This is a genomic window from Rhizobium sp. C1 (genome assembly GCF_021026335.1).
Classification (GTDB): domain Bacteria; phylum Pseudomonadota; class Alphaproteobacteria; order Rhizobiales; family Rhizobiaceae; genus Ensifer_A.
Map to the genome: position 1 here is coordinate 35,745 of NZ_JAJNCY010000006.1, position 25,283 is coordinate 61,027.

Sequence of the window (25,283 nt, forward strand, 5' to 3'; positions counted from 1 at the left end):
AGCCGGGCCTGTCGAGTTACAAACCGGCAAGGAAGCGATTGACCGCAGCCATGCGAGTCTCTAGATTAGAATTATTCTAAAAAGGATGCCTCCCATGATCCGACTCTTTGAGCGCTCGAAGAAGCGCGAATTCTCCTCGCTCAGCGAAGCTGAAATCCTGGCGCTGGCCATCTCCTCCGAAGAGGACGATGCGCGCATTTACATGGCCTATGCCGACAAGCTGCGGGCGCAATATCCGCAATCGGCCAAGGTGTTCGACGACATGGCGGATGTGGAGAACACCCATCGCCGCATGCTGATCGACATGTTCGAGAGCCGTTTCGGCAAGCGCATTCCGCTGATCCGCCGCGAACATGTGCGCGGTTTCTACGAGCGCTCGCCCGACTGGTTGATGGAGACGAAGTCGCTCGATGACATGCGCGACGAAGCCGAGCGCATGGAGCAGGGCGCCTATCGCTTCTATCTCGAGGCGCAGAAGCAGGCCCAGGATACCGGCATCCGCAAGCTGCTGGGCGATCTGGCGATTGCCGAACAGGCCCACAGCGATGTCGCCTCCATGCTGGAAGACAGGCATCTGCCGGAAGACGCGCGCGAGGAGGAAAATGAGACGGCCCGCCGTCAATTCTTGCTGACCTATGTCCAGCCCGGGCTTGCCGGCCTCATGGACGGTTCCGTTTCCACGCTCGCTCCCATCTTCGCGGCGGCCTTCGCCACACAGGACACCACGCAGACCTTCCTCGTTGGCCTTTCGGCCTCGGTGGGTGCGGGCATTTCGATGGGCTTCACCGAAGCCGCCCATGACGACGGCAAGCTCTCCGGCCGTGGTTCGCCGATCAAGCGCGGTCTGGCCTCGGGCATCATGACGGCGCTTGGCGGCCTCGGCCACACGCTGCCCTACCTGATCCCGAACTTCCTGACGGCGACGATCACCGCCATTGCCATCGTGTTCTTCGAGCTCTGGGCGATCGCCTTCATCCAGAACAAATACATGGACACGCCCTTCCTGCGCGCAGCCCTTCAGGTTGTCGTCGGTGGCGGGCTGGTGCTGGCTGCCGGTATCCTGATCGGCAACGCGTAAGTCTGATATGTCGCAGCGCTTGAAAGTCAGGCGCTGCGTCTGGCCGCCACCACGCAGGCCACGACGGCGACGGTGATGGCAATCATCGCGTCGGAGATCGCTTCGCCGAGAAAAAGCGACGCGATGGCGAAGGAAAAGAAGGGCTGCGTGAGCTGCAGCAGGCCCACAGAGGCCGTGCCGCCCAGCGCCAGCCCACGATACCAGAAGACGAAGCCGACCAGCATGGCCATCAGTCCAGCATAGATCAGCCCCAGCCACGACGCCTCGTGCACGGCATGGAAATCTGCGGGCGCATAGAAGAACGATAGCGCCAGCATCAGCGGCATGCCGAGCACCAGCGCCCAGGAAATTGCCTGCCAGCCGCCCAGCCGCCGCGTCAGCTGCGCGCCCTCGGCATAGCCATAACCACAGACCGTCACGCCGATCAGCATGAAGAGATCCGGCAGCGAGAGCGCCAACCCGTTGGAGATGAAGGCATAGCCGACCACCAGCGCGCTGCCGGCAACGGCAAAGAGCCAGAAGCGCGGTTTCGGCCGCTCGCCGCCGCGCAAGACGCCGAAAATGGCAGTCATAAGCGGCAATAGCCCGATGAACATCGTTCCATGCGCGGAAGGCACGAGCTGCAGTGAAAAGGCAATCATCAGCGGCCAGATCACCACGACGCCCAGCGTGACGCCGAGGAGCGGCAGGACATCGCGCCTCTCCGGCCGCTTCGCCTTCAGCGCGAAGAGCAGTGCCGCCCCCAGAGCGCCGGCGATCACTGCCCGCGTGCCGGTGACGAAGACCGGGTCGAAATCCGCTACCGCCGCGCGCGTCGCCGGTAGCGAACCGGAAAACACGAGAACACCCAGAAAGCCGTAGATCAGGCCCTTGGTCCTGTCGCTGACGGCCGGTGCGGTGATGGCGATATCGGTCATGGCAAATCTCCTTGTTTGCCTGAAGTGCCGGAAAACTCGCCATCCGCAAAGACACAGTTGAATACAGTTTTTAGAAACTGTACTGATACGAAAATAGGTACAGAGGGGTGGGCGATGGCGTCGGGACAATGCGAAAAGGTGATGACCCTCATCCGCGAGCGGATTTCCGCCCGCACGCTGCTGCCGGGCGAGAAGCTGCCTTCCGTGCGCAGCCTTGCCGCGACCACCGGCATTTCCAAGTCCACCGTGGTCGAGGCCTATGACCGGCTGGCGGCGAGCGGTCTCATCGAGCCGCGGCGCGGCGCGGGTTTCTTTGTCGGCAGCCAGCCGGTTCCGCATTCGCTGAAGTCTGTCGCGCGCCCCATTGAGCGCGCCATCGACCCGCTCTGGATGTCGCGTCAGGCGCTGGAGCCGCGCCCCGGCATGCTGTCGCCCGGCTGCGGCTGGCTTCCGGAAAGCTGGATGCCGCAGGAAATCATCGCCAAGGCGATGCGCAATCTGGCCCGCACCGGCGGCGCGATGCTCACCGATTATTCCGAACCGAAGGGCTTGGCGCCTCTGCGCCAGCTGATCGCCCGGCGTCTGGCGGCCCGCGAGATCAAGGCGGGCGCTGAAGAGGTGATCATGGCCGATTCCGCCTCGTCTGCGCTCGATCTGGTTCTACGCTTCCTGACCGAACCCGGCGACACGATCCTGGTCGACGATCCCTGCTACTTCAACTTCCTCGCGGGGCTCCGCGCCAACCGGCTGCGCGTCGTCTCTGTTCCCTTCGGCCTCGGAGGGCCGGATGTCGAGGCCTTCGCGCATCTGGCCGAAACCGAGCGGCCGCGGCTTTATCTCACCAATGCCGGCCTGCATAACCCGACCGGCTGGAAGCTCTCGGCCGTCACCGCGCACAAGGTGCTCAAGCTCGCGGAGCGCCACGATCTGCTGATCATCGAGGACGATATCTTCGGCGATCTCGAGGGCGAGCCGGCCCCGCGTTATGCCGCCATGGACGGGCTGGATCGCGTCATCGTCATCGGCAGCTTTTCGAAGACGCTCTCAGCGGCCTTCCGGGCTGGCTATGTGGCGCTTCGATCCGATTGGGCGGAGGATTTCACCGATTTCCGCATCGCCAGCCGCTTCGGCGGCAACCAGATGGCGGAGGCGCTGGTGCATGCCGTGCTTTCGGATAGCGCCTATCGCCGGCATCTCGACGGCCTGCGCAACCGGCTGATAGCAAGCGGCGATGCGGTGGCGCGCGAGCTTCAGGCGCTCGGCTTCGAGCTGCTCAATCCGGCGTTGGGTGGCTTCTTCCTCTGGTGCCGCTTGCCGGATGGGCTGGAGGTTACCGCTCTCTCCAAGGCCGCGCTTGTGCATGGCCTCGTTGTCGCGCCCGGCAATGTCTTCAGCCAGTCCGGCAGCGCATCGAATCTCATGCGCTTCAACGTCGCGCAATGCGATGACGATCAGGTTTTCAGCCTGTTGCAGCAGGTCGTTGCAGAGGCTCGCAAAATGTGAGGGCCGCCATGTCCCCACAGGCGGCCCTCGATCACGTCCTTCCCCCTCCAGAAAAGGACGCTAAAAATCCTCTGATTTACTTTCGTAGCGAGCCGACGAGAACGTCGCCGCCATTCTCGATCGTCACCCACTGGCCGGAATTGGCTGCCGATTGACGCTTGAGATAGTGATAGGGCGTATCCGTCCAGAGCTTCACTTCGTTGTCGAGATTGTCGAGAATGTAATCGCCCTGCGCAGTGCGCACGGTCAGCACGGCATGGCCCTCGCCATCCGGCTTGCGAACCACCGTGATCAGCAGCGTGTTGACCGGAAAGCCCTTCTCGATCAGCATCTTGCGCTTCAGGAGAACAAAGTCCTCGCAATCGCCCGCATCGACCGGATAGGCCCAGACTTCGTCGCGGCCATAAAGCTCCATGTCGGTCATCGGCACGATGGTCGAGTTGACGTGATAATTGACCTCGCGGATCGTCTGCCAGCCGAAGCTGGTGAGCTTCGGCGCGGTCTGATCCGAAGACTTCACGCTGCACTCGTCCTGATGGCTCTGGCAGAATTCATAATGGCCGATCGGCTGCGACGTGACCGCCCCCGTGCGCATGAAAACAGGCGCAACACCGGTCGCATGGGCAGCCGAAGCCAGTGTCACTGCCACGGCCAAGAACGCAAAACCAAGCCTGAATGCCATCGCGGGAACCCTTCAATTCTTAACAAACAGTTAAGAACCTGGTGCGCGAAGAGTCAATTCTGAGGCTTAGGGGCTCCCGCCTTTCTTGGAGACATGGTTAAAATTGCAACGAATTGTTAACCATGATCTCCTGGCAGGAGAGCCTCCAGCGCGCGCCGCATCAGCGCCAGATCCTCCGGTCGCGACAGGCGATGATCGCCATCCTTGACGAGGCTGATGACGACATCGTCGGCCGGCAGATGCTCGACCAGCTTCATCGCATGCCGCCACGGAACGTCGGGATCCTGCATGCCCTGCAGGATATGCACAGGGCAGCCGGTCTCTATGATGCCGGTCAGCACCCTATTCGCCCTGCCATCATCCATCAGCTTGGCCGTGAAGATGTTCGGCTCGGGAGAATATTCCGAATGCTCTTCGAAATAGCCTTTCTCGGCAAGGCTCTGACGCTCTGTCTCACCCAGCGACGGCTCGATGAGATCGATTGTGAAATCGGGTGCCGGCGCGATCAGCACCATGCCTTCGACGATGGCCGTCTCGCGCTTCCGCAGTTCCGCCACCGCGCGCAGCGCAATCCAGCCGCCCATGGAGGAGCCGACGAGGATGAGGCGCATGAACCCGGCATGCACAATGATCGCCAGCGCCTCTTCCAGCCAGCGCGAGATCGTGCCGTCGCGAAATTCACCGCCCGACTCACCATGGCCGGAATAATCGAGGCGGAGACACGCAAGTCCCTTCTCGCGGGCAAAGCTTTCCAGCTCCAGCGCCTTCGTCCCCTTCATGTCGGAGCGGTAGCCGCCGAGCCAGACGAGCGCCGGCCTGTCCTTCGGCCCACCGCTCAGACGCCAGGCGATGTCGCGGGCGTCTGCGCCTTTTCCAACGCTCAGGAAATGGGGTTTTTCGTCTGCCATCGCACGTCTCCGATAGAATTTATGACGGACATACAACAGATTCGACGAAATAAGCACAGATGGTGATTTTTCCCGAGAACCATGCTATTGACTCGCACACGTGAAAGCACACATTGCAGCGGACACAAATCCCTGCGCACGTTTTCTGGAAACAATTGAGGAGAATACGACCATTCGCAGACCATTCAAAGCCGACGCCCCCGTAAAGGACGGGCCTCGCGCCAACCGGGAAATTCGCCTGCCCCGCATTCAGCTCATCAATGAAGAAGGCGAGAACCTGGGCATCGTGCCCACGGACGAGGCGTTGAAGATGGCAGAGGAGGCGGGATTGGATCTCGTCGAGATCTCGCCGAATTCTGAACCGCCGGTCTGCAAGATCCTCGACCTCGGCAAGCTGAAATACGCCAACCAGAAGAAGGCGGCCGAAGCGCGCAAGAAGCAGAAGATCGTCGAGATCAAGGAAATCAAGATGCGCCCCAACATCGACACCCATGACTATGAGGTGAAGATGAAGGCCATGAACCGCTTCTTCGAAGAAGGCGACAAGGTCAAGGTGACGCTCCGTTTCCGCGGCCGCGAAATGGCGCATATGGAACTCGGCATGAAACTGCTGATGCAGGTCAAGGAAGACACCGTCGAGATCGCCAAGGTCGAAGCCGAGCCGAAGCTCGAAGGCCGCCAGATGATGATGGTTCTCGCGCCGAAGTGAGCGCGAGCCGTTCTGATCAACAGATCAAAGAAGCCGTCCATTGGGCGGCTTTTTTGTTGTCCGCTGGCTGGCACAATCGTCGCATATCGGATGTTATGCGTATATGAGCCACAGAGAATAGAAGGGAAAGCCCATGACGAAACTGATCGGTATTTCGGGAAGCCTGCGCAAGGGCTCGTTAAACTCGGCACTCCTGCGCGCCGCCACCGGCCTGATGCCGGAGGGCGCGGAACTTGAGATCGGCACGATCCGTGGCATCCCGCTCTATGACGGCGATGTCGAAGCCGAAAGCGGCATTCCCGAAGCCGTCACCGTGCTGAAGGAGAAGATCATCGCCGCCGATGGGCTGCTGCTCGTCACGCCCGAATACAACAACTCCATCCCGGGCGTCTTCAAGAATGCCATCGACTGGCTTTCCCGTGGCCCCGGCGGCGCCAGCATCGCCTTCCGCAAGAAGCCCATCGCCATCATCGGCGCTTCCCCCGGCGGCTTCGGCACCATCCTCTCCCAAAACGCCTGGCTCCCCATCATGCGCACCTTCGGTGCGGACTTGTGGATGGATGGCCGGTTGTTGGTGTCGCATGCGGACAAGGTGTTCGACGGTGAGGGGGCGCTTGTCGATGAGAAGGTGAAGGAGCAGCTCGCAGGGTTCCTCAAGGGGTTTGCGGAGCATGTGGCGGGGCGGAAGTAGGTGAGCGGCTTCCATTTTGCTTGTGGGACGCGACGCGGATAACCCCACACTCCGTCATGCCGGACTTGATCCGGCATCCAGTGCGCGATGTCTATCGCGCAGGAAACTCTCGAGAGTCGCGGATCGGATGTGAAGGGTCCTTTCAGCCCGCAGACCCGGATCAAGTCCGGGATGACGGAGGATAGGGGAACGCCCTCCTCCCACAAACAAAAAAATCCCCGGCGTCGCCACCGGGGATTTCAAACTCTCACGCCAAACCCAAACTCAATTGATCAACGGCAGCAGCTTGTTGATCGAGTCCTTCGCATCGCCGTAATACATGCGCGTGTTGTCCTTGTAGAACAGCGGGTTCTCGATGCCCGAGTAACCCGTGCCCTGGCCGCGCTTGGAAACGAACACCTGCTTCGCCTTCCAGACTTCCAGAACCGGCATGCCGGCGATCGGGGAGTTGGGGTCTTCCTGAGCGGCCGGGTTGACGATGTCGTTGGAGCCGATGACGATGACGACATCCGTGTTCGGGAAGTCCTCGTTGATCTCGTCCATTTCTAGGACAATATCATAGGGAACCTTGGCTTCGGCGAGCAGCACGTTCATGTGGCCCGGCAGGCGGCCGGCGACCGGGTGGATCGCGAAGCGCACTTCTTTGCCGGCGGCACGCAGCTTGCGTGTGAGTTCGGAAACCGCCCCTTGAGCCTGCGCCACCGCCATGCCGTAGCCCGGCACGATGATCACCGAGTCCGCATCGTTGAGCGCAGCGGCCACGCCTTCCGTATCGATGGCGACCTGTTCGCCCTCGACCGCCATCGCCGGACCCGTCGTGCCGCCAAAGCCGCCGAGGATGACCGAGATGAAGGAGCGGTTCATCGCCTTGCACATGATGTAGGAGAGGATCGCGCCCGAAGAGCCCACCAGCGCGCCGACGACGATCAGCAGGTCGTTCGACAGCGAGAAGCCGATAGCCGCAGCCGCCCAGCCCGAATAGGAGTTCAGCATCGACACCACCACCGGCATGTCGGCGCCGCCGATGCCCATGATCAGGTGATAGCCGATGAAGAGCGCGGCCAGCGTCATGATGACGATGGCAAGCGTCGAACCGGACGAGAGATAGACGAAGAGCATGGCGAGCGAAATGATCGCCGCCGCCGCGTTCAGCACATGGCCGCCCGGCAGCTTCTTCGCCTTGCCATCCACCTTGCCGGCGAGCTTGCCGAAGGCGATGATCGAGCCGGTGAAGGTCACGGCACCGATGAAGATGCCGAGAAAGGTCTCAACGCGCAGGATGTTGATCTCGACCGGGGTCTTGTGCGCGATGACGGCGGCAAAGCCGGTCAGCGCATGACGCGTTGCCTCATCCATCCCTGCGATGCGGATGAGCTCGATATGCGTGTTGAAGCCGATCAGCACGGCTGCAAGACCGACGAGCGAATGCATGGCCGCAACCAGCTGCGGCATTTCGGTCATCTGTACGCGCTGGGCGACGACCCAGCCGATCGCGCCGCCGATGACGATCATCACCAGCGAAATCAGCCAGTTGCCCGCACCGGGACCATAGAGCGTCGCGAGAACCGCGAGCGCCATGCCGACAATGCCATACCAGACCGCGCGCTTGGCGCTTTCCTGGCCGGACAGTCCGCCAAGCGACTGGATGAAGAGGACAGCCGCGACCACATAGGCCGCCGTGGTAAATCCGTATTCCATGGCTCGACCCTCCCCTTAAGACTTCTGGAACATGGCGAGCATGCGCCGGGTGACCATGAAGCCACCGAAAATGTTGATCCCCGCCATGAACACGGAGAGGGCGCCCAGCAACGCCACCAGCCAGCTTCCCGAGCCGATCTGCATCAGCGCACCGAGAATGATGATGGAGGAAATCGCGTTGGTCACGGCCATCAGCGGCGTGTGCAGCGAATGCGACACGTTCCAGATGACCTGGAAGCCGACGAAGCAGGAGAGCACGAAGACGATGAAATGCGACATGAAGCTGGCCGGCGCGAAGAGTCCGGCGAGCAGGATCAGCGCCCCGCCGACGACCAGCAGGCCGACCTGCTGCTTCGTTTGCGCCTTGAAGGCGGCAGCTTCGGCTGCACGCTTTTCTTCCGGCGTCAACTCCTTGGCCTTTTCCTTCGGCTTCTGCGCCGCGATCGCCTGGATCTTCGGCGGCGGAGGCGGGAAGGTAATCTCGCCCTGATAGGTGACGGTCGCGCCGCGGATCACGTCGTCTTCCATGTTGTGGAAGAGCGCGCCATCCTTCTTCGGCGTCAGGTCCGTCATCATGTGGCGGATGTTGGTCGAATAGAGCGTCGAGGACTGCGCGGCCATGCGGCTCGGGAAGTCCGTGTAGCCGATCACGGTCACGCCATTGTCGGAGACGACCTTCTGGTCCGGAACCGTCAGGTCGCAATTGCCGCCGCGCTCGGCAGCAAGGTCGACGATGACCGAGCCGGGCTTCATCATCGCCACCATGTCGGCAAGCCAGAGCTTCGGCGCATCGCGGCCGGGGATCAGCGCCGTCGAGATGACGATGTCGATGTCCGGCGCGATCTCGCGGAACTTCTTCAACTGTGCCTCGCGGAATTCCGGCGAGGAGGGGGCCGCATAGCCACCCGTCGCCGCGCCATCCTGTGCGGGACCGGCAAAATCGAGGAAGACGAAATTCGCGCCCATGGATTCGATCTGCTCGGCCACTTCCGGGCGAACGTCGAAGGCATAGGTGATCGCGCCGAGCGATACGGAGGTGCCGACAGCAGCAAGACCGGCCACGCCCGCACCAATGACCAGAACCTTGGCCGGCGGGATCTTGCCGGCGGCGGTCACCTGGCCGGTGAAGAAGCGGCCGAAATTGTTGCCGGCCTCGATCACCGCGCGATAGCCGGCGATATTGGCCATGGAGGAGAGCGCATCCATCTTCTGGGCGCGCGAAATGCGCGGCACCATGTCCATGGCGATCACGTTGGCGCCCGTGCCCTTGGCCTGCTCCAGCAGGTCCTTGTTCTGCGCGGGGTAGAAGAAGGAGATCAGCGTCTTGCCGGGGGCGAGTTTGGAAACCTCGTCGGCCAGCGGCGGCCGCACCTTGGCGATGACGTCGGCCTGCGCATAGAGCGCATCCGCCGTATCGACGACCGTCACGCCGGCGGCGCGATAGAGATCGTCCGAAAAGCCGGCGAGTTTGCCCGCGCCGCTTTCGATCGCGCATTGATATCCGAGTTTCTGCAGCTGGGTGGCGCTGTCTGGCGTCATCGCGACGCGCGCCTCTCCCTCAAGCCGTTCCCGTGGCGAACCGATCAACATGTTTGTCCTCCTGCTCTGCGTCAGCGCATATTATGAGACGGCGCCCCTGCCGTCTTTAAATTTTTGAACGCAGTTCGTCCTCGTTTAAGCAGGGAACAGGACTTCATGCAACTCCGCGCAATGCGAATCCGGTACGCTGTGAAACGACCGGCATTGTCTGCACAAGCCTTGAAGAATGCTGCATAATCCGCAAATTTAGAGAAAATAGTTTAAGTTTGAAATATTTAGGGCGCGCGGTTATAAACGGCCATCCGCCCTTCGCCTGCGCCAAAAAATATCCTGGGGACGACCTAAATTTTTGAACTCAAAACCGGAACCGCAAATTAATTCGATTGAAATTATAATTTCACTTATAACTTAATAAAGGTTATATAACGATTGCTAACGTCTTATGGTAGAAGGTGGTGTCGCATGGGCGGCCGTCGGGAAACAGCGCGTAACCGGGAATCACACCGGCGCGTTCCCAGCCGAGATGCTCATAAATCTTCTCAGCCGGCTGGCCCGTAGCGGTATCCAGCACCAGCAGGCTGCGTCCGCGCGCCGCCGCTTCCCGTTCCGCCGCCTCCATGAGATGCCGCGACAATCCCCGTCCGCGCTGGTCGGGATGAACCATTAGCTTCTTGATATCGGCGCGATGCGGCTGGTTGGGTGGCATGGCGATGCCGAGCTGCACCGAGCCGGCGATACGGCCCGCGTCTTCCAGGACCAACAGCACGATGTCGCCGCGCCCCACCGCCTCCGCCACGCTGCGCCAGTAAATCTCGGCTTCCTCGGGTGGGAAGGGCAGCATGTATCCCATCGACGCACCGCCGCGCACCGTTTCGGAGAACAGTTCGGAAAGGTCCTTGAGCGCAGCAAGGGTTTCGGCTCGGCCAAATATGCGAATATCGGACATGTCAGTTCTTTCTGAGGATCACCGCATAGCGGCAGGGTTCTGAGCCGGGGTTCTCAAAGACAGTGCCTTGCGCGAGCGTCATGTAGAGGCAGTCGCCGGCCTGCATCTCGTGGCGGGCGCCGTCGCATTTCATGACCAATCGGCCGTCCAGCAGCCACACATATTGATCCTGCGCGGGCTCGGAGATGACGGGCGGCATCGCCGCGCGCGCGCCAGCCGGAAGCGTCACATCGACAAGATCGGTCGCAATCGCGAAGCCCGGAGGAGACACGGCACGCCGCACATAGCCTGTCTCCGGATCGCGCCACACCGGCTGCTCGGCCAGCCGCCGCAAGGGAGAGGGCGCCTCGGATGCCGCGGCAAAGAAGCCGGACAGCGTCTCTTTCAGAGGCCCCAGCAGCCGCGCCAGCAACACCGCCGTCGGGCTCGCCTCGCCACGCTCGATCTTCGAGATCATAGCGCGGCTGACGCCCGAAGCTGTGGCCAGCTGGTCAAGCGTCATCCCGCGCTGCAAGCGCAGCGCCTTCAGGGACTGGCCAATATTCTTTTCGATATCGTCGTTTAGAATTTCCATTATAGGAGAATTCAATATTCCTATAGTGGAGTCAAGTCCTCACAGAAAATCATATGGAATGAACCCGCGCTCATGCGGCTCGATGATGAGCTTGCGCTTGAGCGGCGGGACGGCGCGCTGGTGGCAGTCGCGGCGTTCGCAGATGCGACAGGAGATGCCGATCGGCTCGAAGGCTTCCGAGCGGGCGATGTCGAGATCGTCGGCATAGACGAGTTCGCCGGCATATTCGATCTGGCAGCCGAGCGCCAAGGCGTGCCGTTGCACCGGCGCACGGAAGCCGCCGGAGCGTTTCGAGACCGTCATGGCGAGACAGAGATAGCGCGCACCATCCGGCGTCTCGGCCAATTGGCGGATGATCCGGTCCGGGGTCTCGAAGGCGCGGTGGACGTTCCAGAGCGGACAGGCGGAGCCAAAGCGGGCGAATTGCAGCCGCGTGGCGCTGTGGCGCTTGGTGATCGTGCCGGCCTGATCGACGCGGGCGAAGAAGAAGGGGACGCCCTTGGCGCCCGGCCGCTGGAGCGTGGAGAGCCGGTGGCAGACCTGCTCAAGGCTCGCGCCGAAACGGTCGCAGAGGAGTTCGAGATCGTAGCGCAGCTCCTTTGCCGCCGCCGCGAATGCGCCATAGGGCAGCATGACCGCGCCGGCGAAATAATTGGCAAGGCCGATGCGACAGATCGCTCCGGCATCGGCGGAACGGAATTCGGCCTTGGCGATGATCGCGTCAATGATCTTCTGATGCTCGATCAGCGCGATCTGATGGGCGATCTGGAAGGCATTCGTTGCATTGTCGGCGCGCGGGTTCAGCGTCAAGACACGGCCGACGGGGTCGTAGCGCCGCACAGCGTTCCCTTCGCCGCCCATGACGACGCGGACGCGATGCTTCTTCTCGATCGTATCGGCCATCTGACGCACGCGGTTGCGCGGACTTTCGCCCATCCCGCTCGCCAGCTTTTCGGCGGCGACATCCAGCTCGTGGATATAGTTGTCGATATAATGGAAGAAGTCGCGCACCTCTTCATAGGGCGTCGGCTCGGTGGCGGCGGCGCGGGCAATCGTATCGTCCAGCTCCGCCAGCTGCTCACCGGCGCGGCGCAGCGCGCGGTGCATGGAGAGAAAGGCGTGCGCCACATCGGGCGCGCTCTGGATGACCAGCTTCAGGTCCTGCACCGAGGGCTGCTCGCCCGAAAACAGCGGATCGGCAAAGGCCTCGCCGAGATCGGCAATCAGTCGGTCGCTATCGTCATTCGAGAGGCTGGCAATGTCGAGCGCGAATTGCGAGGCGAGCGCGAGCAGCACCGGCGCGGTCACATGCCGCTGGTTTGTCTCCAGCTGCGACAGGTAGCTCACCGAGATGCCGAGCTTTCCCGCCAGCCCGGCTTGAGTGAGGCCAGCGTCAGCGCGGATATCGCGGAGCTTCCGGCCGATGAAGAGCTTTTTCGCGCGCATGATGTTCACAATTTTGCAATTTGCAGCTTTTTAATTTGATACTTTCACATCACCGCTTTTTCAATCCTTCCTGCAAGAGGAATTTAAAGCTACCAATGAGGGCATGCGGGAGGATGTGTGTGGCGGGCGAGGGCCCCTTTCACTCCGTCATGCCGGACTTGATCCGGCATCCAGCCGCGCGATGTCCATCGCGCGAAAGGACTCTCAGCAAATGCATCTTTCAGCCCGCAGACGCGGGCTGGCTGGATCCCGGCTCAAGGCCGGGATGACGACGGCGAAATGGGAGCGAGAGACGACCATGCAGGACATCCTTGAAAAGCTCGAAGCGCGGCGCGCGGAAGCCCGTCTCGGCGGCGGCCAGAAGCGTATCGATGCGCAGCATGGCAAGGGCAAGCTGACGGCGCGCGAGCGGCTGGATGTGCTGCTGGATGAAGGCTCTTTCGAGGAATACGACATGTACAAGGCGCATCGCTGCGCCGATTTCGGCATGGAGACCCAGCAGTTTCCGGGCGATGGCGTCGTGACCGGCTGGGGCACGATCAACGGCCGGCCCACTTACGTCTTCTCCCAGGACTTCACCGTCTTCGGCGGTTCGCTCTCCGAGACGCATGCCGAAAAGATCTGCAAGATCATGGACCTCGCCATGCAGAACGGCGTGCCGGTGATCGGCCTAAACGACAGTGGCGGCGCGCGCATCCAGGAAGGCGTCGCCTCACTCGGCGGCTATGCGGAAGTGTTCTGGCGCAATGTGCAGGCATCGGGCGTCATCCCGCAGATTTCGGTCATCATGGGCCCCTGCGCCGGCGGCGCGGTCTATTCGCCGGCCATGACCGACTTCATCTACATGGTCAAGGACACGTCCTACATGTTCGTGACCGGGCCGGATGTGGTGAAAACCGTCACCAACGAGATCGTTTCGGCGGAGGAGCTGGGTGGCGCCTCGACGCATACGAAAAAGTCCTCCGTCGCGGATGGCGCTTTTGAAAATGACGTCGAGGCGCTTATCGAAATCCGCCGCATGTTCGATTTCCTGCCGCTCTCCAGCCGCGAGAAGCCGCCGGTTCTGCCGACCGCCGACCGGCCGGACCGGATCGAGATGGCGCTGGACACGATCATCCCGGACAATCCGAACAAGCCCTATGACATGCACGAGGTGATCGCCCGCATCGCCGATGAGGCGGATTTCTTCGAGGTGCAGAAGGATCATGCCAAGAACATTCTCTGCGGCTTCATCCGTCTCAACGGCTCGACCGTCGGCGTCGTGGCCAACCAGCCGATGGTTCTGGCCGGCTGCCTGGATATCGACAGCGCCAAGAAGGCCGGCCGCTTCGTGCGCTTCTGCGACGCCTTCAATATCCCGATCCTGACGCTGGTCGACGTCCCCGGCTTCCTGCCCGGCACGGCCCAGGAATATGGCGGCATCATCAAGCATGGCGCGAAGCTGCTCTTCGCCTATGCCGAGGCCACCGTTCCGAAGGTGACGGTCATCACCCGCAAGGCCTATGGCGGTGCCTATGACGTGATGTCGTCCAAGCATATCCGCGCCGACGTCAACTATGCCTGGCCCACCGCACAGATCGCCGTCATGGGCGCGAAGGGCGCCACCGAAATCCTCTACCGTTCGGAACTGGGCGACCCCGACAAGATCGCCGCCCGCACGAAGGAATACGAAGACAACTTCGCCAACCCCTTCAAGGCCGCAGAACGCGGCTTCATCGACGAGGTCATCATGCCGCATTCAACCCGGCGGCGGGTCATCCGGGCGTTTGAAATGCTGAAGACGAAGGACGTGCAGCCGCCGAAGAAGAAGCACGACAATATTCCGTTGTGAGCGGGGGCGGGAATGCCGACGATCCTCAGATGGAAGGGCCACAAGTTCCTCTTCTACTCGAAGGAGATCGGCGAGCCGCCGCATATCCACGTGCTGAAGGACCACAAGCAGTTGAAGGTCTGGCTCTCGGATATCCGGCTCGCAAAGAACGTCGGTTTTGCAGCCCATGAGGTCAATGATATTCTCGCGGTCATCGCGGAGTACCAAGAGAAATTCCTGGAGGCCTGGAATGACCACTTTGGACATTGATGAAAAACAGCTTCAGGTGAAGAGCGTCGATGTGACGGAGGATTTCATCGTCTTCGGGATGGCGGATGGCCGCCGGATCGAAGCGCCGCTCTGGTGGTATCCGCGCCTTCACGCTGCGACGCCGGAGCAGCGCAAGGCCTGGGAAATCCTGCCCTTCGGCGATGCGGTCGGCTGGGACGAGATCGATGAATATATCAGCGCCAAGGCGCTGATCATTGGCGGTGCCGCCCCCGGCGCCATCCCGCCCTCGCAGGCGGCTGAATGAATTTTTTTGAACACCCTGTCTTTGTTCAGGGACATCTCTACCTTATCGAGTCTTGCTCATTCGCAAAACTTGAAAGAGGAAAGCCATGACCGACAACACCAAATTTCCGCCCGAGAAGAACTTTCCCGCCGGCTATCAGCCGCCCAAGGTCTGGACCTGGGAGAAGGGCAATGGCGGCGCGTTTGCCAGCATCAACCGGCCAATAGCCGGGCCGACGCATGAGAAGGAACTGCCGGTCGGCAAGCATCCGATCCAGCTTTATTCGCTCGGCACCCCGAACGGCGTGAAGGTCACGATCCTGCTGGAAGAGCTGCTGGCGGCCGGCCATTCGGGCGCGGAATATGATGCCTGGATCATCCGCATCAACGATGGCGACCAGTTCGGGTCCGGCTTCGTCGCGATCAACCCGAATTCCAAGATCCCGGCCATGATGGACCATGCGCCGGTTGATGGCGGCGCGCCGATCCGGCTGTTCGAGTCCGCCTCGATGATGACCTATCTCGCCGACAAGTTCGGCGCCTTCCTGCCGAAGGATGCGCGCAAGCGGGCGGAAGTGATGAACTGGCTGTTCTGGCAGATGGGTTCCGCGCCCTTCCTCGGCGGCGGTTTCGGGCATTTCTACGAATATGCGCCGATCAAGATCCAGTATGCCATCGACCGCTACGCCATGGAGGTGAAGCGTCAGCTCGACGTGCTGAACCGCCAGCTTGCGAACAACGAATATATAGCCGGCGAAGAATACTCCATCGCCGATATGGCGATCCTGCCCTGGTATGGCCGTCTCGCTGCCAAGGCCGCCTATAGCGATGCCGGCGACTTCCTCTCTGTGGATGAGTACGAGCATGTGCAGCGCTGGCGCAAGCAGCTCTTCGCCCGCCCCGCCGTCGATCGCGGCTCGATGGTCAACCGCGCCTTTGGCGAGCCGTCCAAGCAGCTCCTCGAGCGCCACGATGCGTCGGACTTCGAGACGAAGACGCAAGACAAGATCGGGAAGGCGTGACGCATGGGCAAGCTTCCCGAAATGACCAAGCATCGCGGTTTCCCGTCAGGCCTGACGGGGACCGGCTGGCAGTTCACCATCCGCCGCGCCAACCCGCGCGGCGTCACCAAGCTCTTCGAAAAGCCGCGCCCGATGACGGCCGACAAGACGGAGCCGCTGGCGGACGCCGCCTTTCTCCATGCGCTCTGGCACCATTTCGGTGAAGAGCCCTTCGAGCGTGGCAATCTTGATGCCGGACGTCTCTCACGCCTGTTCAAGCGCGAGGTCGTGCCGGCCGAGCATCCCTTCGATCCGGAGTCCTACACCGCCCTTCTGAAGATCAACATGAACGTCGCGCGGGCCAATTTCCCGCAGTCGTTCGACGATGTGTTCGAGGTGTGAGGCGATGATGCAGGGCAAGGCGCTTGTGCTGTTTTCCGGCGGGCAGGATTCCGCGACCTGCCTCGCCTGGGCGCTCGAGAATTTCGAAGCGGTCGAGACGGTCGGCTTCGATTATCGGCAGAACCACAGCGTCGAGCTTGAAGTGCGGCTCACCTTCCTTGCCCGGCTGAAGTCCGAGTTTCCGCAATGGGCGGAAAAGCTCGGTGAAGACCATATGGTGGATATGGGCCTTCTCGGCGCGATTTCCGAGACGGCGCTGACCCGCGACATGCAAATCGAGATGGATGAGGCGGGCCTGCCGAACACCTTCGTGCCGGGCCGCAATCTCCTTTTCTTCACGGCGGCCGCAGCACTCGCCTATCGGCGCAATGCGAAGCATCTCGTCGGCGGCATGTGCGAGACGGATTATTCCGGCTATCCGGACTGCCGCGACGACACGCTGAAGAGCCTGCAGGTGACGCTGTCGCTGGGGCTCGATCGCCGGCAGGTCATCCATACGCCGCTGATGTGGCTGACGAAAGCCGAGACCTGGCGGATGGCCGAGGGGCTGGGCGGCAAGCCGCTGGTCGATCTCATTCTGGAGGAGAGCCATAGCTGTTACCGGGGTGACCGCACGACGCGGCACCCCTGGGGCTATGGCTGCGGGACCTGCCCGGCCTGTGAACTCAGGCAGGCAGGTTACGAACAATATCGTGCCGAACGTCTGTGATCGGCACAAAAGGGTAGGAAGCAAACAGCATGTTCAAGAAGATCCTGATTGCCAATCGCGGCGAAATCGCCTGCCGCGTCATGAAGTCGGCCAAGAAGATGGGCATCAAGACGGTGGCGGTCTATTCCGATGCCGACCGCGAGGCCGAGCATGTGAAGATGGCGGACGAGGCCGTCTATATCGGCCCGCCGCCGGCGGCACAGAGCTATCTTCTCGCCGACAGGATCATCGAGGCCTGCAAGGCGACCGGCGCGGAAGCCGTCCATCCCGGCTATGGCTTCCTCTCCGAACGCGCGTCCTTCTGCGAAGCGCTGGAGAAGGAAGGCATCATCTTCATCGGGCCGAAGGTGAAGGCGATCGAGGCGATGGGTGACAAGATCACCTCGAAGAAGATTGCGGCCGAAGCCGGCGTTTCGACCGTGCCCGGCTATATGGGTCTGATCGACGATGCCGAACACGCAGTGAAGATTTCGAAGGAAATCGGCTATCCGGTGATGATCAAGGCGTCTGCCGGCGGTGGCGGCAAGGGCATGCGCATTGCCTGGAACGACGAGGAAGCCCGCGAAGGCTTCGCCCGCTCCAAGTCGGAAGCAGCCTCCTCCTTCGGTGATGATCGCATCTTCATCGAGAAGTTCATCGTCGAGCCGCGCCATATCGAAATCCAGCTGCTCGGCGACGGCCATGGCAATGTCGTCTATTTGAACGAGCGCGAATGCTCGGTGCAGCGGCGAAACCAGAAGGTCGTGGAAGAGGCCCCATCGCCCTTCCTGGATGAGAAAACGCGCAAGGCCATGGGCGAACAGTCCGTCGCTTTGGCAAAAGCGGTGGATTACCAGAGCGCCGGCACGGTCGAATTCATCGTCGACAAGGACCGCAATTTCTACTTCCTCGAAATGAACACCCGTCTGCAGGTTGAACATCCGGTGACGGAACTGATCACCGGGCTTGATCTGGTCGAACTGATGATCCGCGTCGCCGCCGGCGAAAAGCTGCCGCTGACGCAGAAAGACGTGAAGATCAACGGTTGGGCGGTGGAAAGCCGGCTCTATGCCGAAGACCCCTATCGCAACTTCCTGCCCTCGATCGGCCGGCTGACGCGCTATCGTCCGCCGCAGGAGGAGACGAAGGGCGGCGTGACGGTCCGCAACGACACGGGCGTCACCGAGGGCTCGGAAATCTCGATGTTCTACGACCCGATGATCGCCAAGCTCTGCACCCATGCGCCGACCCGCCTTGAAGCGGTCGATGCCATGGCCGATGCGCTGGATCGCTTCGAGGTGGAAGGCATCGGGCACAACCTGCCCTTCCTCTCCGCACTCATGCAGCATCCGCGCTGGCGCGAGGGACGGCTTTCGACCGGCTTCATCGCGGAGGAATATCCGGAAGGCTTCGGCCCGGTCGCGCCGGATGCGGAGAGTGTCCACCGCTTCGCCGCCGCCGCCCTCGTGCTGTCGCGCATCGCCAGCGAGCGCAACGCCAAAATCTCCGGCAGCCGCTTCACGGTCGGCGTCGGCAACGGCCACCAGAAGGTCGTGCTCATCGCCGGACATAATACGGTGAAGGCCGAGATCTCGCATCTCTCCACCGGCTTCGGCGTCAGCCTGGAAGGTGGGCCTGTGCTTCAGGTCGAGACGAACTGGCAGCCGGGCCATCCGCTCGCGGAGGTGCTGATCGAGGGCAAGCCGGTCGCCTTCAAGGTCCAGCCGGCGCCGGGCGGCTTCCGCATGCGCCAGCGCGGCATGGATGTGAAGGTTCAGGTTCTCTCGCCCCGCGTCGCGGAACTCGCCGCCCTCATGCCGGAAAAGGCCCCGCCGGACACGTCCAACCTGCTGCTCTGCCCCATGCCCGGCCTCATCACTTCGGTTCTGGTGAAGGAGGGCGACGAGGTTCAGGAAGGTCAGGCGCTCGCGATCGTCGAGGCGATGAAGATGGAAAACATGCTGCGGGCCGAGAAGCGGGCCAAGGTTTCGAAGGTGCTGGCGAAGCCCGGCGCGAGCCTGGCGGTGGACGATGTGATCATGGAGTTTGCGTGAGTTCACTCTCCCCCCTTGAGGGGGAGATGTCGGCGTAGCCGACAGAGGGGGGTACGGTGCCAAGTCGCACAATCTCGCCGAAGCTGAGGGCAAACGCCAAGAGGCTCCGGCGCGATATGACTGAAGCCGAAGCGCGGCTGTGGGCGCAATTGAGGGCGCATCGGCTGATGGGCCTGAAGTTTCGACGGCAATTGCCGATCGCTGGCTATGTTGCCGACTTCGCCTGTGCGGAACACAAGCTGATCGTCGAGCTGGATGGCTCGCAACATGCGATGGGCGATGTACCAGATGCGGATGCGGTCCGGACGCGGCGGCTGAATGAAATCGGATGGACGGTTGTTCGTTTCTGGAACGATGACGTGATGAAAGATCTGAACGGTGTCTGCGACCACATTCTCGCGGTCATTCGTGAAAAGGGAAGTGATGTGTAGCGGGTGATGAACCCCTCTCTGTCGGCTGCGCCGACATCTCTCCCTCAAGGGGAGAGAGTGACGGCGCTGCACGCGCATCGACCTTTCCAGCCGTATCGGCTGGGGAGATGTTGTGGAAGGCAGTGCGAGTGCGACTAGCCGTTCTCCCCCCTTGAGGGGGAGATGCCCGGCAGGGCAGAGAGGGGGTAATCCGACCTCCCAGACCAACAATTCACGCCCCAAGGGGCGAACAGGGAAAGGATGTTTGAATGTCTCAGAACCCCTCTCTGTCGGCTGCGCCGACATCTCTCCCCCAAGGGGAGAGAGTGAAGTCGCGCGACTGGCTCCCTCTCGCCTCGAAGGAACTGAAGGGCGCCGACCCCTCGACCCTCAACAAGGACATGCCCGAGGGTATCACCATCAAGCCGCTCTATACGGCCGACGACCTGCCTGCTGAGGCAGCGACGGCGCTTCCCGGCGTTGCGCCGTTCACCCGCGGCGTGCGGGCCACGATGTATGCGGGCCAGCCGTGGACGATCCGGCAATATGCGGGTTTCTCCACCGCGGAGGAGTCCAACGCCTTCTATCGCCGCAATCTCGCGGCCGGGCAGAAGGGCCTCTCGGTCGCCTTCGACCTCGCCACCCATCGCGGCTACGATTCGGATCACCCGCGCGTGGTCGGCGATGTCGGCAAGGCGGGTGTGGCGATCGACAGTGTCGAGGACATGAAGATCCTGTTCGACGGGATTCCGCTCGGCGAGATGAGCGTGTCCATGACCATGAACGGCGCGATCATTCCGGTGCTCGCGATGTTCATCGTGGCCGGCGAGGAGCAGGGCGTGCCGCGCGCCAAGCTCACCGGCACTGTGCAGAACGACATCCTCAAGGAGTTCATGGTCCGCAACACCTATATCTATCCGCCGGAACCGTCGATGCGGATCGTCGCCGATATCATCGAGTTCACGGCCAAGGAGATGCCGAAGTTCAACTCCATCTCCATTTCCGGCTATCACATGCAGGAAGCCGGGGCGACGCTCTCCCAGGAGCTCGCCTATACGCTGGCCGACGGCATGGAATATGTGCGCGCCGCGATGAAGAAGGGCCTCGATGTCGACGATTTCGCCGGCCGGCTCTCCTTCTTCTTCTGCATAGGCATGAATATATTCATGGAAGCGGCGAAGCTGCGCGCCGCCCGCCAGCTCTGGTCGAAGATCATGACGGATTTCGGCGCCAAGTCCGAGCGCTCGAAGATGCTGCGCACCCATTGCCAGACCTCCGGCGTGTCGCTGACCGAGCAGGACCCTTATAACAACGTCGTCCGCACGGCCTATGAGGCGCTGGCCGCTGTGCTCGGCGGCACGCAGTCGCTGCATACCAACTCGTTTGACGAGGCGATTGCGCTGCCGACGGAGTTTTCCGCCCGCATTGCCCGCAACACGCAGCTGATACTCCAGCACGAAACGGGCGTGACGAATGTCGTCGATCCGCTCGGCGGCTCCTATTATGTCGAGGCGCTGACGGCGCAGTTGGCCGAAGAGGCGTGGTCCATGATCCAGGAGGTCGAAAGCCTCGGGGGCATGACGAAGGCGGTCGAACAGGGCCTGCCGAAGATGCGGATCGAAGAAGCCGCGACCCGCAAGCAGGCGCGCATCGATCGCGGCGAAGACGTCATCGTCGGCGTCAACAAGTTCCGCCTCGAAAACGAGCCCTCGGTCGATATTCTCGAGATCGACAATGCCAAGGTCCGCGCCAGCCAGATCGCCCGCCTGACCCGCATCCGCGAGACCCGCGACGGCAAGGCGGTCGAAACCGCTCTCAAGGCGTTGGAAAAGGTCGCCGCGTCCGGTCAGGGCAACCTGCTCGCCGCCGCCGTGGAAGCCGCCCGTGCGCGCGCCTCGCTCGGCGAGATTTCCGATGCCATGGAGCGCGCGTTCTCGCGCCACCATGCCTCCACCCGCGTGATTTCCGGCGTCTATGCCGATGCCTATCAGGAAGATGCGGAATACAAGGCGATCCGCGCCAAGATCGAGGCCTTCAAGGCTGAGCGCGGCACGGAGCCTTCGATCCTCGTCGCCAAGATGGGCCAGGACGGCCACGACCGCGGCGCCAAGGTCATCGCCACCGCCTTTGCCGACATGGGCTTCCGCGTCGACCTCACCGACATGTTCGAAACGCCTTCGGAGGTCGCCGACAAGGCGGTGAACAAAAAGGTCGACGTCATCGGTGTCTCCTCGCTGGCCGCCGGGCACAAGACGCTGATCCCGGAGCTGATCGCGAAGCTCAAGGAAAAGGGCGCCGATGATATCATCGTGGTCGCCGGTGGCGTCATCCCGGAGCAGGATTACCAGTTCCTGCGCGACGCCGGCGTCGCGGAAATCTTCGGGCCCGGCTCGAATGTCATGGCGGCTGCCAATGCCGTGCTGGGAGACATTGCCGGACTGCGGCGGAACAGGTGAGGGCGCTCGGCTTCCGCGCGTCCGCGCTAACTAGGCTTTTGATCAGTAAAGCCTCACATTACAGGAGTATTAAATCTTCCGGCCTGGCGGCGGCGTTAGGGTTTCGTTCACCATGACGCCCGACCATGGGGCGAATCTTTAGCGGGTGGTTCGCTGATGGGCTCGGGGTGATGACATGAAGAAACAAACTGGAATTCTGCTGGCGACGGGGCTCGCCTTCATTGCAACGTCAGCGACCGCCAACGCGGCTGACGATCTTGTGCTGCGCCCGACGCGCAGCGACATCGTCACGGCCAACAATCAGGTCAATTTCAACGTCAGCGGCGCCTATCTGGATTATCTGGAATCCAGCGGCTCGACACGCCTGGATAGCGAAAAGGGATGGACCCCGGGCCTCTCCCTCTCCGGTTCGGTCATGACGGACCTGGCGATCGAGAACCTTTACCTCTACGGGCAGCTGTCCTGGAACAAGGGCAATAGCAACTATGTCGGCTCCTACATGAATGGCCAGTATGGGGACGTGCGCCAGAGCGACAAGGCCGAGATCTTCAATGAAGATTTCCGCATCGGCAAGGGCTTCGCCATGAGCGACGACTTCATGGTCACCCCCTATCTTGGCCTCGGCGCACGCCAGTGGAGCCGCAAGATCACCAACCCCGGCGGCTATCAGGAAGACTATTCTCACGGCTATGCCGGTGGCGGCGTAATGGTGCAGTTTTCGCCCGGCCCCGGCTGGGTTCTGTCGGTCAACGGCCTGATCGGCTCCACGTTTGCGGCCAGCATGCGCACGTCTCTGACCTCGGGCGGTGCGGCGCTCACGCCGCAGACCTACAATCTCGGCAATGCGGCGATCTACATGGCCGGCATTTCCATCGACCGCGCCATCACCGACACGATCCATGCCAATGTCGGGGTCGATTATCTTAATTTCCGCTACGGCCGCTCTCCCGTCTCCAGTCTTGACTCGACCTACGAGCCTGACAGCCGCACCTCCCAGGTAGCCCTCAAAGCCGGCCTTGGCTTCTCTTTCTGAGGCAATTGCGTGCTTGATGCGGGACCCTGTTCAGGGTTCCGCATGACGCCGGGCAGGGAAACCGCCGCGCCTGTCCTCTCCACCTTTGGAAGAGAATGCCCCCCCAAGAGCCGCAGACGATTGGTGCGGCGAGCTTGGGTCGAGGGGGGATTTGCGGTGGGCTACGGGGACAACTTTACTCCCGCACCTGGAAAATCTGGCATTTAGCCGTTGGCTAAGATGCTGATTTTCTTGTCCCACAAGGGAAGAGGTTAGCCCGGCCGCATCCTCTCCTCCGTCATCCTCGGGCCCGTCCCGAGGATCTGCTACGGAAGACATTCTGCTGCACCGTCAATTGCTTGGCTTCGTCAGCAGATGGTCGGGACAGGCCCGACCATGACGGCATTGGAGGTGGTGCCAAGGTGCCTCACGTAAGCCCCGCAGAAAAAATTCATCCCTCCATTTCCCCGCACTCTCAACGCCGCTTATCCTACCCTCCTCCCGTCACCGGATGGACCAGCGACGGTTGGCTCAGGCGGGAGGAGAGCCTGGTGATGTCCCTCGTAACGTGCGGCGGATGTCATCAGGGGGCGCGGGCGGCGATGGATGCGACACATCCTTCGAAACGACTCCCCCGATGGGCTGCGAATAGCTCGGCGGCCTGGCTGCGCCAGAGAACCCGTCTGCCTCCGCAGGCGGTTTAGCGAGGCGGCCCGCGTTTGAGGATCAGGGGCGGATGAGCCCCTGCCTCGGCAATCTCGACGGGTCGCGCTGGCGCTCCGCCGTATTTTTTAAACTACCCATCAGGGCGGCGCGTCAGCGTGGCTCTCCGGAGGCCGATGTCCAGAGACAGGGGCGGAGGCGATAGAACCGGAGGCAAACTCGGGAGAGATTTTTCCCCGAGGGTTTTGGCGTGTCCTCTCCCCAATCTCACCCCTTGAAAACCTTGTCGACAAAAAATATACAGAAGCTCTCAATGTATTTCACCGGCAGGCAGTCATGAAAATCGCCATCATCGGAGCAGGGGTCATCGGGGTCTCCACCGGCCTGCAACTGGCCATGCGCGGGCATGACGTGACGATCTTCGACCGCGAAGGCGTGGCCTCGGCGACCTCGCAGGGCAATGCTGGAGCCTTTGCCTTCACCGATGTTGCACCGCTGGCGACCCCCGGCGTCATGCGCAAGGCGCCGAAATGGCTGCTCGACCCGTTGGGCCCGCTCTCCATCCCGCCGGCCTATGCGCTGAACATTGCCCCCTGGCTGCTGCGCTTCTGGCGTGCCAGCTGGCCGGATCGCTATGAGGCGGCGCTCGCTGCCCAGGTCTCGCTGATGACCCAGTCGCGCAACGCGCTGGAGCGGCTGGCGAAGGATCACGGCATGGAGGCGTTCCTCCGCCGCGAGGGCCAGCTGCAGCTCTATGAGGGCGAGGCGCAGTTCGAGGCCTCGCAACCGGAATGGCGCGAGCGCGAGCGTCACGGCGTGCGCTTCCGCCTCCTCAAAAGCCCTGGCGAGATCGCCGAGATCCAGCCCGGCATAGCGCCCCGCTTCACCCATGCCGGCTTCACGCCCGACTGGTCGAACGTCACCGATCCGAAGCTTTGGGTCGAGGAACTCGCCGCCCGTTTCCGGGCCGCCGGTGGTCGCATCGAGATCGCGACCGTGAAGGCCGTCCGTCCCGCAGAGGGCGGCGTCTGGGTCGAGGGTGGCCGCATTGACGGCATCTATGACCGCGCCGTGATTGCCGGCGGGGCCTGGTCGAAAGCATTGACTCGCGAGCTTGGCGACGCCGTGCCGCTGGAAACCGAGCGCGGCTACAACACGACGCTGCCCGCCGGGGCCTTCGACCTGAAGACTCACGTCACTTTCTCCAATCACGCCTTCGTCGTCAGCAAGATCGGCGAGGGCGTCCGTGTCGGCGGCGCGGTGGAGTTGGGCGGGCTGAAGCTCGCACCCAACATGAAACGGGCCGAATTCCTTCTATCGAAGGCAAAGGCCTTCCTGCCGGGGCTGAAGACCGAAGGCGGCGTGCAGTGGATGGGCTTCCGGCCGTCCATGCCCGATAGCCTGCCGGTCATCTCGCCCTCGTCGGCCACGCCTGCTATTGTCTATGCCTTCGGCCATGGCCATCTGGGCCTGACGCAATCGGCGGGCACGGCGGAAGTCGCCGCCGATCTGGTCGAGGGCAGGACACCTGCCATCGACGTCAAACCCTTCCGCGCCCAGCGCTTCTGAACCTGATCGAGGAC

23 protein-coding genes are annotated in these 25,283 nt (G+C 62.1%); 15 read left to right on the top strand and 8 right to left on the bottom strand.

The window, feature by feature from the left end:
* The first annotated feature begins 94 nt into the window (after nt 1-94).
* Entirely contained in the window at nt 95-1,078 is a 984-nt protein-coding gene (gene mbfA / locus LQK83_RS13735; protein ID WP_230837972.1) for an iron exporter MbfA, read from the top strand.
* 26 nt (nt 1,079-1,104) lie between these two features.
* Here mbfA and LQK83_RS13740 read toward each other — a convergent pair whose 3' ends face one another.
* A complete protein-coding gene (locus tag LQK83_RS13740) occupies nt 1,105-1,995 on the bottom strand; it encodes a DMT family transporter (RefSeq protein ID WP_230837973.1) in 891 nt (296 codons plus the stop codon).
* A 114-nt stretch (nt 1,996-2,109) separates the two neighbouring features.
* On the opposite strand from LQK83_RS13740, the gene LQK83_RS13745 reads away from it, so the two are divergent.
* Nucleotides 2,110-3,498: an aminotransferase-like domain-containing protein gene (locus tag LQK83_RS13745; RefSeq protein WP_230837974.1), complete on the top strand. Its 1,389-nt coding sequence runs from the start codon at nt 2,110-2,112 to the stop codon at nt 3,496-3,498.
* 76 nt (nt 3,499-3,574) lie between these two features.
* On the opposite strand, the gene LQK83_RS13750 is transcribed toward LQK83_RS13745, so the two are convergent.
* Complete coding sequence (locus LQK83_RS13750) at nt 3,575-4,180, bottom strand: transglutaminase-like cysteine peptidase (RefSeq protein ID WP_230837975.1); 606 nt, start codon at nt 4,178-4,180, stop codon at nt 3,575-3,577.
* A gap of 116 nt (nt 4,181-4,296) precedes the next feature.
* Nucleotides 4,297-5,088, bottom strand: a complete 792-nt coding sequence (locus tag LQK83_RS13755; protein ID WP_230837976.1) for an alpha/beta hydrolase — start codon at nt 5,086-5,088, stop codon at nt 4,297-4,299.
* 172 nt (nt 5,089-5,260) lie between these two features.
* Here LQK83_RS13755 and infC point away from each other — a divergent pair, with 172 nt between their 5' ends.
* Together infC and LQK83_RS13765 are read left to right on the top strand one after the other, a co-directional pair.
* Entirely contained in the window at nt 5,261-5,797 is a 537-nt protein-coding gene (gene infC, locus LQK83_RS13760) for a translation initiation factor IF-3 (RefSeq protein WP_109858343.1), read from the top strand.
* Between the two features lie 133 nt (nt 5,798-5,930).
* Nucleotides 5,931-6,488, top strand: a complete 558-nt coding sequence (locus LQK83_RS13765) for an NADPH-dependent FMN reductase (RefSeq protein WP_230837977.1) — start codon at nt 5,931-5,933, stop codon at nt 6,486-6,488.
* Nucleotides 6,489-6,752: 264 nt separating this feature from the next.
* Here LQK83_RS13765 and LQK83_RS13770 read toward each other — a convergent pair whose 3' ends face one another.
* The 5 genes from LQK83_RS13770 to LQK83_RS13790 form a co-directional block, all read right to left on the bottom strand.
* Nucleotides 6,753-8,186, bottom strand: coding sequence for an NAD(P)(+) transhydrogenase (Re/Si-specific) subunit beta (locus LQK83_RS13770; protein ID WP_230837978.1), 1,434 nt, complete (start codon nt 8,184-8,186; stop codon nt 6,753-6,755).
* A gap of 15 nt (nt 8,187-8,201) precedes the next feature.
* Nucleotides 8,202-9,776, bottom strand: coding sequence for a Re/Si-specific NAD(P)(+) transhydrogenase subunit alpha (locus tag LQK83_RS13775; RefSeq protein ID WP_230837979.1), 1,575 nt, complete (start codon nt 9,774-9,776; stop codon nt 8,202-8,204).
* A gap of 367 nt (nt 9,777-10,143) precedes the next feature.
* Nucleotides 10,144-10,671, bottom strand: coding sequence for a GNAT family N-acetyltransferase (locus LQK83_RS13780; RefSeq protein WP_230837980.1), 528 nt, complete (start codon nt 10,669-10,671; stop codon nt 10,144-10,146).
* Nucleotide 10,672: 1 nt separating this feature from the next.
* Nucleotides 10,673-11,248, bottom strand: coding sequence for a helix-turn-helix domain-containing protein (locus LQK83_RS13785; RefSeq protein ID WP_230838237.1), 576 nt, complete (start codon nt 11,246-11,248; stop codon nt 10,673-10,675).
* Nucleotides 11,249-11,284: 36 nt separating this feature from the next.
* The gene (locus LQK83_RS13790) at nt 11,285-12,691 is read right to left on the bottom strand and encodes a helix-turn-helix domain-containing protein (protein ID WP_230837981.1); all 1,407 of its coding nucleotides are present in this window, start codon (nt 12,689-12,691) and stop codon (nt 11,285-11,287) included.
* 298 nt (nt 12,692-12,989) lie between these two features.
* Between LQK83_RS13790 and LQK83_RS13795 the strand changes: the two genes are divergently transcribed.
* The 11 genes from LQK83_RS13795 to LQK83_RS13845 all read left to right on the top strand — a co-directional run bounded on the left by LQK83_RS13795 (nt 12,990) and on the right by LQK83_RS13845 (nt 25,269).
* Nucleotides 12,990-14,522 carry an acyl-CoA carboxylase subunit beta gene (locus LQK83_RS13795; protein WP_230837982.1) on the top strand — a complete coding sequence of 511 codons (1,533 nt, stop codon included), beginning with the start codon at nt 12,990-12,992 and terminating at the stop codon, nt 14,520-14,522.
* A gap of 12 nt (nt 14,523-14,534) precedes the next feature.
* The gene (locus LQK83_RS13800) at nt 14,535-14,771 is read left to right on the top strand and encodes a DUF4160 domain-containing protein (RefSeq protein ID WP_109855845.1); all 237 of its coding nucleotides are present in this window, start codon (nt 14,535-14,537) and stop codon (nt 14,769-14,771) included.
* Entirely contained in the window at nt 14,752-15,036 is a 285-nt protein-coding gene (locus LQK83_RS13805) for a DUF2442 domain-containing protein (protein ID WP_109855846.1), read from the top strand. Before LQK83_RS13800 ends, LQK83_RS13805 begins: the two co-directional genes overlap by 20 nt.
* 85 nt (nt 15,037-15,121) lie before the next feature.
* The gene (gene yghU, locus LQK83_RS13810) at nt 15,122-16,036 is read left to right on the top strand and encodes a glutathione-dependent disulfide-bond oxidoreductase (protein ID WP_230837983.1); all 915 of its coding nucleotides are present in this window, start codon (nt 15,122-15,124) and stop codon (nt 16,034-16,036) included.
* Nucleotides 16,037-16,039: 3 nt separating this feature from the next.
* Nucleotides 16,040-16,417: a hypothetical protein gene (locus LQK83_RS13815; protein ID WP_230837984.1), complete on the top strand. Its 378-nt coding sequence runs from the start codon at nt 16,040-16,042 to the stop codon at nt 16,415-16,417.
* A gap of 4 nt (nt 16,418-16,421) precedes the next feature.
* The gene (gene queC, locus LQK83_RS13820) at nt 16,422-17,126 is read left to right on the top strand and encodes a 7-cyano-7-deazaguanine synthase QueC (protein ID WP_442966762.1); all 705 of its coding nucleotides are present in this window, start codon (nt 16,422-16,424) and stop codon (nt 17,124-17,126) included.
* Between the two features lie 29 nt (nt 17,127-17,155).
* Nucleotides 17,156-19,159, top strand: a complete 2,004-nt coding sequence (locus LQK83_RS13825; protein WP_230837985.1) for an acetyl-CoA carboxylase biotin carboxylase subunit — start codon at nt 17,156-17,158, stop codon at nt 19,157-19,159.
* Nucleotides 19,160-19,215: 56 nt separating this feature from the next.
* Nucleotides 19,216-19,590, top strand: coding sequence for an endonuclease domain-containing protein (locus LQK83_RS13830; protein ID WP_330166284.1), 375 nt, complete (start codon nt 19,216-19,218; stop codon nt 19,588-19,590).
* 248 nt (nt 19,591-19,838) lie between these two features.
* Nucleotides 19,839-22,025: a methylmalonyl-CoA mutase gene (gene scpA / locus LQK83_RS13835; protein WP_230837987.1), complete on the top strand. Its 2,187-nt coding sequence runs from the start codon at nt 19,839-19,841 to the stop codon at nt 22,023-22,025.
* A 175-nt stretch (nt 22,026-22,200) separates the two neighbouring features.
* The gene (locus tag LQK83_RS13840) at nt 22,201-23,058 is read left to right on the top strand and encodes a hypothetical protein (RefSeq protein ID WP_230837988.1); all 858 of its coding nucleotides are present in this window, start codon (nt 22,201-22,203) and stop codon (nt 23,056-23,058) included.
* A 978-nt stretch (nt 23,059-24,036) separates the two neighbouring features.
* Nucleotides 24,037-25,269 carry an NAD(P)/FAD-dependent oxidoreductase gene (locus LQK83_RS13845; protein ID WP_230837989.1) on the top strand — a complete coding sequence of 411 codons (1,233 nt, stop codon included), beginning with the start codon at nt 24,037-24,039 and terminating at the stop codon, nt 25,267-25,269.
* Nucleotides 25,270-25,283: the final 14 nt, after the last annotated feature.